This is a genomic window from Amycolatopsis sp. NPDC104863 (assembly GCF_055582965.1).
Genome location: NZ_JBVJOW010000004.1, coordinates 1058442 through 1065880 on the forward strand (window position 1 = coordinate 1058442; position 7439 = coordinate 1065880).

Here is a 7439-nt window from a genome sequence, read left to right on the forward strand (position 1 = left end):
TTGCGTTTCGGGTGCGATGGTGTGAGAGGGTATGCGCTGTGATGCGGATCATGGGGCGCCCTCGCGCGCTGGTCGCGGTTGTTGCCGGTGCTCTTCTGCTCGCCGGGTGCGGGTCGGGTCCGAGCCAGGTCGGCAGCGCCGTCATCGTCGGCGACCGGTCGGTCTCCCTCGACCAGGTCCAGTCGATGATCGACCAGGCCGTCCGCGAACAGCCGTACGCGCAGAAGCTCGCCGGTGAGCACAAGCTCGACCTGCTGGGCCGCGAGATCGTCAAGCAGACGGTGCTCCACGAGCTGGTCCTGCGGGCCGCGAAGCAGGAGAACCTCGTCGCGGACCAGGGGAAGATCGCGCAGAAGGCCGCGACGCAGACGAGCACCCCGGTCAAGGACACCGGCCAGGGTGACGCGGTCGCCGTGCCGCAGATCGTCGCGAACCTGCGTGACCGCACCGAGCGCGCCACCGACACCTACCTCGAGCAGCAGCTGGCGGCCAAGTACCTGCCGAAGCTGTCGGTCGGGGCGGACTACGTCGGCGTCAGCGCCACCAGTGAGAACGACCCCGAGGCCCGCACCCGCGCCTTCGACCTCGCGAAGCAGTTCGCGGACGACCCGGGCAAGATCCAGGGCACCATCCAGCAGGCGAGCCAGGAGGCGCAGCAGGCCCAGCAGACGGGCGCGCCCGGCCCGGGCGGTTACTCCGACGCCGGCCTCACCGAGCTCTTCGGCGCTTCGCAGTACCTCTCGCTCGCGGAGACCGCGCTGTTCGGCTCGGCCGCGAACAGCGTCGTCGCGTTCCAGGCGCGGATGCCGGCCAAGCCGGACTGGTACGTCTTCGTCCTCCACACCCGCGGCACCACCCAGGCGCTGCCGGCCGACCAGGAGGCGCAGAAGCCGACGGACGACCAGCTGACCAGGATCGGCACCCGACTGCTGCAGCCCTACCTCGGCGAGGGCGGGCTGCGCGTCAACCCCCGGTACGGCGTGTGGGATGTTGTGAGCATGAACCTCGCGCCGAACCAGGACGCCACCAAGGGCACCGTGCTGCCCCTGCGTGGTGGCGCACCCGCCCAGCGGTGAGCGCGGGCGTCGTCGTTGTCGTCCGCGGGGCGACCTTGCCCGGCGCGGCGCTGAAGATCCTGCGTGAGTCCACCGCGGTCTACGCGGCCACGGACGTCGACCCGGCCGCGTTCGGCGTCCCGGCCGTCACCGAGGCGCCTTCGCTGGTGGACGTCGTGCTGCTGGCCGGCTCGCGGGAGGAGCCCGCGGCGTCGCTGCTCATCGCGACCGGCGCGAAGGTCATCGAGACGCCGGTGCCGCCGCTGGTCGAGGCCGCCGACGTGATGGACCGGCTGCGCTCGCCCGGCGGTTGCCCCTGGGACGCGGTCCAGACGCACGACTCGCTGCGGCAGTACCTGGTCGAGGAGACCTACGAGCTGCTCGACGCCATCGAGGAGGGCGACCGCGAGGCGCTGCGCGAAGAGCTCGGCGACGTTCTGCTGCAGGTGCTCTTCCACTCCCGCGTCGCGGCCGAAGACCCCGAAGATCCCTTCAGCATCGACGACGTCGCGGGCGCGCTCGTCGCGAAGCTGGTCGGCCGGCACCCGCACGTCTTCGCCGACGCCGACCAGGTGCACACGGTCGAGCACCAGAACCTCAAGTGGGAAGAGCTGAAGCAGCAGGAGAAGCAGCGCAAGTCCATTGTGGACGGCGTCGCGCTCGGCCAGCCCGCGGTGGCGCTGGCCGGCAAGCTCGGCCAGCGGTCCGGGCGCGCGGGCATCCCGCTCGACCTCTTCCCGGCCGGGTCCGGCACGGCGCAGCAGCTGTTCCGCATCGCGGCGACGGCGCGTCGCGCAGGCGTCGACCCCGAAGGGGAGCTGCGAGCGCTGGCCAAGCAGTTCGCGAAGGACGTCCAGGCCGCCGAGCAGGCCGCGCGGGACGCCGGGCTGGAGCCGACGACCCTCGAGGCCGACGGCTGGCGGAAGTTCTGGCCTCCCCGCCCAGTGTGACGCAGCACACAATCGTGTGAGAACCGAATCCGATCACCCGGCGTCTTGCCTGGTGTGAGGAAGCAGCCACTGGAAGACGCCGACGAGGAGCACCTCGTCCGGCGCACGGCCAAGGGCGACCGCGCGGCGTTCGAGGAGCTCTACCGCCGCACGTCGCCCTGGCTCGCCGTGCGCCTGCGCCGCCGGTGCGCGGACGAGCAGGTCGTCGCCGAGGTCATGCAGGAGACGTACCTGGCCGTCTGGCGCGCGGCAGGCTCCTTCGCGGGGGCCTCGACCGGGGGAACGGCGGTCGGCTGGGTGTGGACGATCGCGGCCCGGCGGCTGGTCGACGCGTTCCGCCGGCGGGCGCACCACGCGCAGCCGCCGCCGGAGGTCGTGTTCGAAGTGACGCCCGTGCCGGCGCTGGCGGCGGAAGACATCGCGCTGGCGGCGGCGGTGGGCGATGAGGTGGGGGACGCGCTGCGTGAGCTCGCGCCCGAACTGCGGGCGGTCCTGCAGGCGATGGTGCTCGACGGGCTGACCGTCCGCGAGACCGCCATGCTGCTCGGGCTGCCGGAAGGAACCGTCAAGACCCGCGCCCGGCGGGCGCGGATCGCGATGCGGGAGGCACTGTCATGACCCATGCGTCGGACCAGCTCATCGCCGGGTACGCCGCGGGCGACGAGCTTCCTGGCGACCAGCTGTGGGGGCTCGAGTCCCACCTCGAGACGTGCCGGGTTTGCCGGGGGCGGCTGGCCGAGGTGGCGCCCGTCCAGCCGGTGGTGGACCTCGTCTGGTCGCGGCTGCAGGTCGAGGTCGAGCTGCCGAGCATCGCCGCGCACGCGCCGCCGCGGCGGGTCGTGCGGCCGGTGCGCCGCCGCTTCGGCCTGTGGCTCACGACCTGGGTCACGCCGGTGATGCTGCCGTGGCTGGGGATGATCGCGCTGGTCACGGTGCTCGCCGCGGTGTTCGACCACTTCGGGGAGTCGGTGGTGAACGTGACGGCGGTGCAGCTCTTCGCGCCGGTGCTGCCGGTGCTCGGGGTCGCCGCGGCGTGGGCGCGGGGGCTGGATCCGGCGTACGAGGTCGTCGTCGCGACCCCGCGGGCCGGGCTGTACCTGGTCGCGCGGCGGACGCTCGCCGTGCTGGTCGTCGTCCTGCCGGTGCTCGGCGTCGCCGGATGGCTGACCGGCACGGCCTTCGCGCTCTGGCTGCTGCCGAGCCTGGCCTTCACCTCGGGGACGCTCGCGCTGGGCGGGCTGATCGGCGTCACCCGGGCGGCGTACGTCCTGGTCACGGTGTGGGTCGCGGGGCTGGTGCTGCCGGTTCTCGTGGCCCACGAGCAAACGTTTGCGCTCAGCTCCGGCGCGGTGCCGGTGTGGGCGGGGATCTTCGCGTTGACGACGGTGGTCGTCGCCCTGCACAAGGGCGCGTTCACCCGGCTCGGCGCGCGTTTCTAGGGAGGAAGAACATGCGTGCAGTCGGGGCCGCCGAGGTCGCGCCCACGGCCTACGCCTGGGAGATCCAGGCCGAGGGGCTGAAGGTGCGGGTGGGGCGGAAGAAGATGGCCGTGGACGGGCTGGACCTGTCGCTCGGCAAGGGGGTGCACGGCTTGCTCGGGCCCAACGGCGCGGGCAAGACGACGCTGATCCGGGCGCTGGCGACGGTGCTGCGGCCGGCGGAAGGCAGGCTGTCGCTGCTCGGTGCGCCGGCCGGGGGGCACACCGGGCAGCGCGGCCTGCGCCGGCGGATCGGCTACCTGCCGCAGAACTTCGGGTTCTACAAGCGGTTCACCGTCCGGGAGTTCGTCGAGTACGTCGCGTGGCTGAAGGAGATGTCCAAAGAGGACATTCCGGGGGCGGTGCAGCGCGCGATCGAGCGGGTCGGGCTCGCCGACCGCGCGGACGACCGGATGAAGACGCTCTCGGGCGGCATGGTCCGGCGGGTGGGGATCGCGCAGGCGATCGTCAACGACCCGGACATCCTGCTGCTGGACGAGCCGACGGCCGGCCTCGACCCGGCGCAGCGCGTGCGGTTCCGCGAGCTGGTGCAGGAGCTGGGCCGCGACGCGTGTGTGCTGATCTCGACCCACCTGGTCGAAGACGTCGGCACGGCGTGTTCCGACGTCGTCCTGTTCGCCGAGGGCAAGCTGGTGTTCCAGGGGACGCCGGGCGAGCTGGCCGAAGCGGGCACGGCGGCGCACGTGGGAGACAGCCCGATCGAGCGCGGGTATTCGGCGCTGCTGAACCACGAGCCGGGCAAGGGGGCCTGGTGATGATCCTGCGCATCGAACTGCGGCGCTCCATCGCGCCGTGGGCCGGGCTGGCGCTGCTCGTCGTCGGGCTCGGCTTCCTTTTCCTGCTGCCCGGGCCGTGGTGGAAGACGCCGGCGCCGTGGACGGCCAACACCACGACCACCGCGTTGTGGCTGCGGTTCCTGCTGGTGTTCCTGTGGCCGATCGCCGTCGGCGCCGGGGCGATCCAGGGCATGCGCGACAGCCGTTCCGGCATGGTCGAGCTGCTGGCCACGACGTCACGGCCGGGCTGGCACCGGGCGATCCGGCTGGCCGGCGCGGTGGGGGCGGTGAGCGCGCTCGGGCTCCTGCTGGTGTTCGGCGTCGGCGTGGTGGAGGTGCTCGGGCACGGCGGGTACGTCTCGGTGAGCTTCCTGCCGGTGGTCCTCGTCGGCCTGCTCGCCGTCGTGGCGGGGAGCTGGGTGGGGCTGGCGGCCGGGCGGCTGCTGCCGCACCCGCTGACCGCGCCCGCGCTGGCCGTGGTGACACTGGTGGTGTCCATGCTGGGCTGGGCGTCGCTGGAATCGGGCCTGTCGTTGTCGTACAGCCGGCTCGGGCTGTTATCGCCGGCCCTCGGGCAGCCGCGGGGCGCACTGGTGACAACGTCGGCTTCGGCGGACCTCGGGCAGGCAGCGTGGTTCGTCGGGCTGGCCGTGACGGGATTCCTGCTGCTGGCGGCGAACTCCGTCCGGGCCCGGCTGCTGGGCCTGCTGCCGGTGGTGGCCGGGGCGGCGATCGCCCTGCCGGTCTTCCCGGCTTCCGTCGACGGGCTCCTGGCGTCCGATGGCATCGCCGCGCAGAAAGTCTGCGACGGGCCGATCTGCGTCAGCCGGGCGCACGAGGACAGGCTGGCCGCGCTGGCCGGACCCGGCCGGGAGGCGCTGGCCATGCTGACGAAGCTGCCCGGCGCGCCGACGCGGATCGAGGAGCAGACCGGGCCGACGCCGGTGTACGACCCGCCCGCCCGCGATCCCGGGGTCGTCTACCTGAACTTCCAGCTCAACGACGTCCTGCTCACGGCGAACGCGGACGACCTGCGGCTCGCGGTGCTGTCCGGCGCCGGGCTGCCTTCGTGCGACCACCCGTACGGCGGCAGCCTGGCCGACCTGGGCGCCCGGATGATCGCGGCGGCCTACTTCACCGGTGAGCTGAAGCCGTTGCCGGAGTTCGCCGCGCATTGGATCGTCCGGGAGTCCGGCACGGTCGAGCGGGCGTGGGCGACGTTCCGGGCGTTGCCGCCGGAGGTGCAGTTCGCTCGGATGGTCGCGCTGCGGCAGGTGCTCCTGACCTGCCAGGGTGACCCGCTCGACGCGCTGGTGCCGGGGGCCTCCCGATGAGGTGGGTGACGCTCTACGCGCGCTCGCGCCAGGTCCCGGCGGCGTTCACGGCCCTGGTCCTGGCGACGGCGGGCCTGTGGTTCCTGGCGCGCGGCTCGTGGTCGCCGGTGCCGGTCGTGCTGACGCTGACGGCGGGCATCGCGGTGGCGGCGATCGGCCTGAGCGGCCAGGACCCGGACCTCGACCGCACGGCGGCGCTGCCGTGGCCGGTCCGCCGGTTCGCGCACCTGGTCCTGATCGGCCTCGCGGCCGGCGGCGCGGTCCTGGCGATCCAGCAGCTGGGCCCGCTGGTTGTCGACTTGTCGATCATCCTGCGCGACGCGGCGGGCCTGCTGGGCCTGGCCGGCCTGGCGGCCACGGCCGCGGGCGGCCAGTTCGGCTGGACGCTCCCGCTCCTGTGGGCGTCGATCACCCCGTTCGTCCAGGACGACGGCTCGGTGACCAGCCACATCGTCGGCTGGATGCTCCAACCCCCGAACTCCCCGGCGGCAACCTGGACAGCAGCAATCCTGGCAATCACGGGCACAGCAACGTACACAGCCTGGGGCGGCCGCCGCTGAGGGGACCAGAGGGGAATCACGCGTGTCAGGAGGGGAATCACGCGTGATTGCCGGGGCATCACCCGTGTCTGGAGGGGCATCGGACGTGATGCCCGGCTGATCACGCGTGATGCCCGCTCAGTCACGCGTGATGCCCCGCTGATCACGCGAGATGCCTGCTCAAGCACGTGTGATGCCTGGTTGAGCCCGCGAGGTTCTGCGGTCGGCGGGGTGAGTTCACGCGTTGGGTGGCTCAACCGGATCCTGGTGCGCCGTGTGGAGGGGGAGACCGCTCGGTGTCTCGGGGCGGGCGGACCGGAGGATGGCCATGCTGCGTGTGCTTTTCGACGTCGAGGACCTTGCGCGGACCCGGTTCGCCGCCGTGGGTGACCAGGCCTGGGTGCGGGCCGGGCTGGGTGAGCTGCTCAACGCGCTGCACCCGCGGATCCGGTGGCAGGCTCCCGTGCTGGAGATCCGTGACCTCCCGGACGGCGCCGTCCGGCTCGGGGGCGGGGGCTGCTCGTCGACGCCGCCGGGCGGCGGCGGTTCGTTCCCAGTGGTGGGCAGCCGGTGCTCTACTGCCCCGCCGTCCGGGTGCGGCCGGGGCCGGACGCGGGCCGAGATCCTCCGGCTGCTCGGCGACGGTGAACGCTCCACCGCCGAGCTCGCCGGGGCCGTGCGGATCAGCCCGTCGCGGGCCTCGCAGTGCGCCGCCGCCTTGCGGGCGGCCGGGCTGGTCGCCACGCGGCGGACCGGGCGGTCCGTGCGCCACGGCCTCACCGGGCGCGGCCGGCGGATCCTGGGCTGACCGTCCACAGTGGAGCAATTTCGGGATGACCGAAACCCTGGGGGCCAGGAAGAACCCGTGGTCAGGGTCACCGCGGAACCGGCAGGGCGCCGGAAAGCAGGGAGGCATTTCCCTGCGGGTCATCAGGTCTTTGGTCGCCGTGGGTGCGGTGGCGACGGCCACACCGTGGCGGATCGAGTACGGCGCGAGCGTCACGGCGGGCACCATCTCGTGGACCGACGGGCGTTCGGCCTCCGTCAAGGGCAACGTCCACGCGGTCAGCGAGTACCGGGAGACCTGCGTCTGGGGAGTCAACGGCGGCAGTTCGACCGAACCCGCGTGTTACGGGGCCAACCCCGGGAAGGACTGATCCACATCAGCTTCTACCGGGTGGTGGGGGGGGGGGGGGGGGGGGGGGGGGGGGGGGGGGGGGGGGGGGGGGGGGGGGGGGTGTGCGGGGGGGGGGGGGGGGGGGCATGGAGAACGGAAGAAAGCAAGG

General features: G+C 73.0%; 9 protein-coding genes. All 9 read left to right on the forward strand.

All coding sequences use genetic code 11. The features are described from left to right. The first annotated feature begins 50 nt into the window (after positions 1-50). The 9 genes from ACZ63J_RS26700 (at position 51) to ACZ63J_RS26740 (ending at position 7310) form a co-directional block, all read left to right on the forward strand. A complete protein-coding gene (locus tag ACZ63J_RS26700) occupies positions 51-1076 on the forward strand; it encodes a hypothetical protein (protein ID WP_465406633.1) in 1026 nt (341 codons plus the stop codon). Then, positions 1073-2005: a nucleoside triphosphate pyrophosphohydrolase gene (locus ACZ63J_RS26705; protein WP_465406632.1), complete on the forward strand. Its 933-nt coding sequence runs from the start codon at positions 1073-1075 to the stop codon at positions 2003-2005. Before ACZ63J_RS26700 ends, ACZ63J_RS26705 begins: the two co-directional genes overlap by 4 nt. 54 nt (positions 2006-2059) lie before the next feature. Beyond that, entirely contained in the window at positions 2060-2623 is a 564-nt protein-coding gene (locus ACZ63J_RS26710) for an RNA polymerase sigma factor (RefSeq protein WP_465302447.1), read from the forward strand. After that, entirely contained in the window at positions 2620-3444 is an 825-nt protein-coding gene (locus tag ACZ63J_RS26715; RefSeq protein WP_465406630.1) for a zf-HC2 domain-containing protein, read from the forward strand. The genes ACZ63J_RS26710 and ACZ63J_RS26715 overlap by 4 nt, the downstream gene beginning before the upstream one ends. 11 nt (positions 3445-3455) lie before the next feature. Further along, complete coding sequence (locus ACZ63J_RS26720) at positions 3456-4259, forward strand: ABC transporter ATP-binding protein (protein WP_465302451.1); 804 nt, start codon at positions 3456-3458, stop codon at positions 4257-4259. Then, positions 4259-5614 carry a hypothetical protein gene (locus ACZ63J_RS26725; RefSeq protein ID WP_465406628.1) on the forward strand — a complete coding sequence of 452 codons (1356 nt, stop codon included), beginning with the start codon at positions 4259-4261 and terminating at the stop codon, positions 5612-5614. The genes ACZ63J_RS26720 and ACZ63J_RS26725 overlap by 1 nt, the downstream gene beginning before the upstream one ends. Beyond that, positions 5611-6174, forward strand: coding sequence for a hypothetical protein (locus tag ACZ63J_RS26730; protein ID WP_465406627.1), 564 nt, complete (start codon positions 5611-5613; stop codon positions 6172-6174). Before ACZ63J_RS26725 ends, ACZ63J_RS26730 begins: the two co-directional genes overlap by 4 nt. Positions 6175-6481: 307 nt before the next feature. Next, positions 6482-6961 carry an ArsR/SmtB family transcription factor gene (locus ACZ63J_RS26735; protein ID WP_465406626.1) on the forward strand — a complete coding sequence of 160 codons (480 nt, stop codon included), beginning with the start codon at positions 6482-6484 and terminating at the stop codon, positions 6959-6961. A 25-nt stretch (positions 6962-6986) separates the two neighbouring features. After that, positions 6987-7310 carry a hypothetical protein gene (locus ACZ63J_RS26740; protein WP_465406624.1) on the forward strand — a complete coding sequence of 108 codons (324 nt, stop codon included), beginning with the start codon at positions 6987-6989 and terminating at the stop codon, positions 7308-7310. Positions 7311-7439 lie beyond the last annotated feature (129 nt).

Bases quoted from the DNA above. Each gene is read 5' to 3' on its own strand.
- ACZ63J_RS26725 (WP_465406628.1), top strand. From the start codon at position 4,259: ATGATCCTGCGCATCGAACTGCGGCGCTCCATCGCGCCGTGGGCCGGG.
- ACZ63J_RS26720 (WP_465302451.1), top strand. From the start codon at position 3,456: ATGCGTGCAGTCGGGGCCGCCGAGGTCGCGCCCACGGCCTACGCCTGG.
- ACZ63J_RS26735 (WP_465406626.1), top strand. From the start codon at position 6,482: ATGCTGCGTGTGCTTTTCGACGTCGAGGACCTTGCGCGGACCCGGTTC.
- ACZ63J_RS26700 (WP_465406633.1), top strand. From the start codon at position 51: ATGGGGCGCCCTCGCGCGCTGGTCGCGGTTGTTGCCGGTGCTCTTCTG.
- ACZ63J_RS26715 (WP_465406630.1), top strand. From the start codon at position 2,620: ATGACCCATGCGTCGGACCAGCTCATCGCCGGGTACGCCGCGGGCGAC.
- ACZ63J_RS26740 (WP_465406624.1), top strand. From the start codon at position 6,987: ATGACCGAAACCCTGGGGGCCAGGAAGAACCCGTGGTCAGGGTCACCG.
- ACZ63J_RS26730 (WP_465406627.1), top strand. From the start codon at position 5,611: ATGAGGTGGGTGACGCTCTACGCGCGCTCGCGCCAGGTCCCGGCGGCG.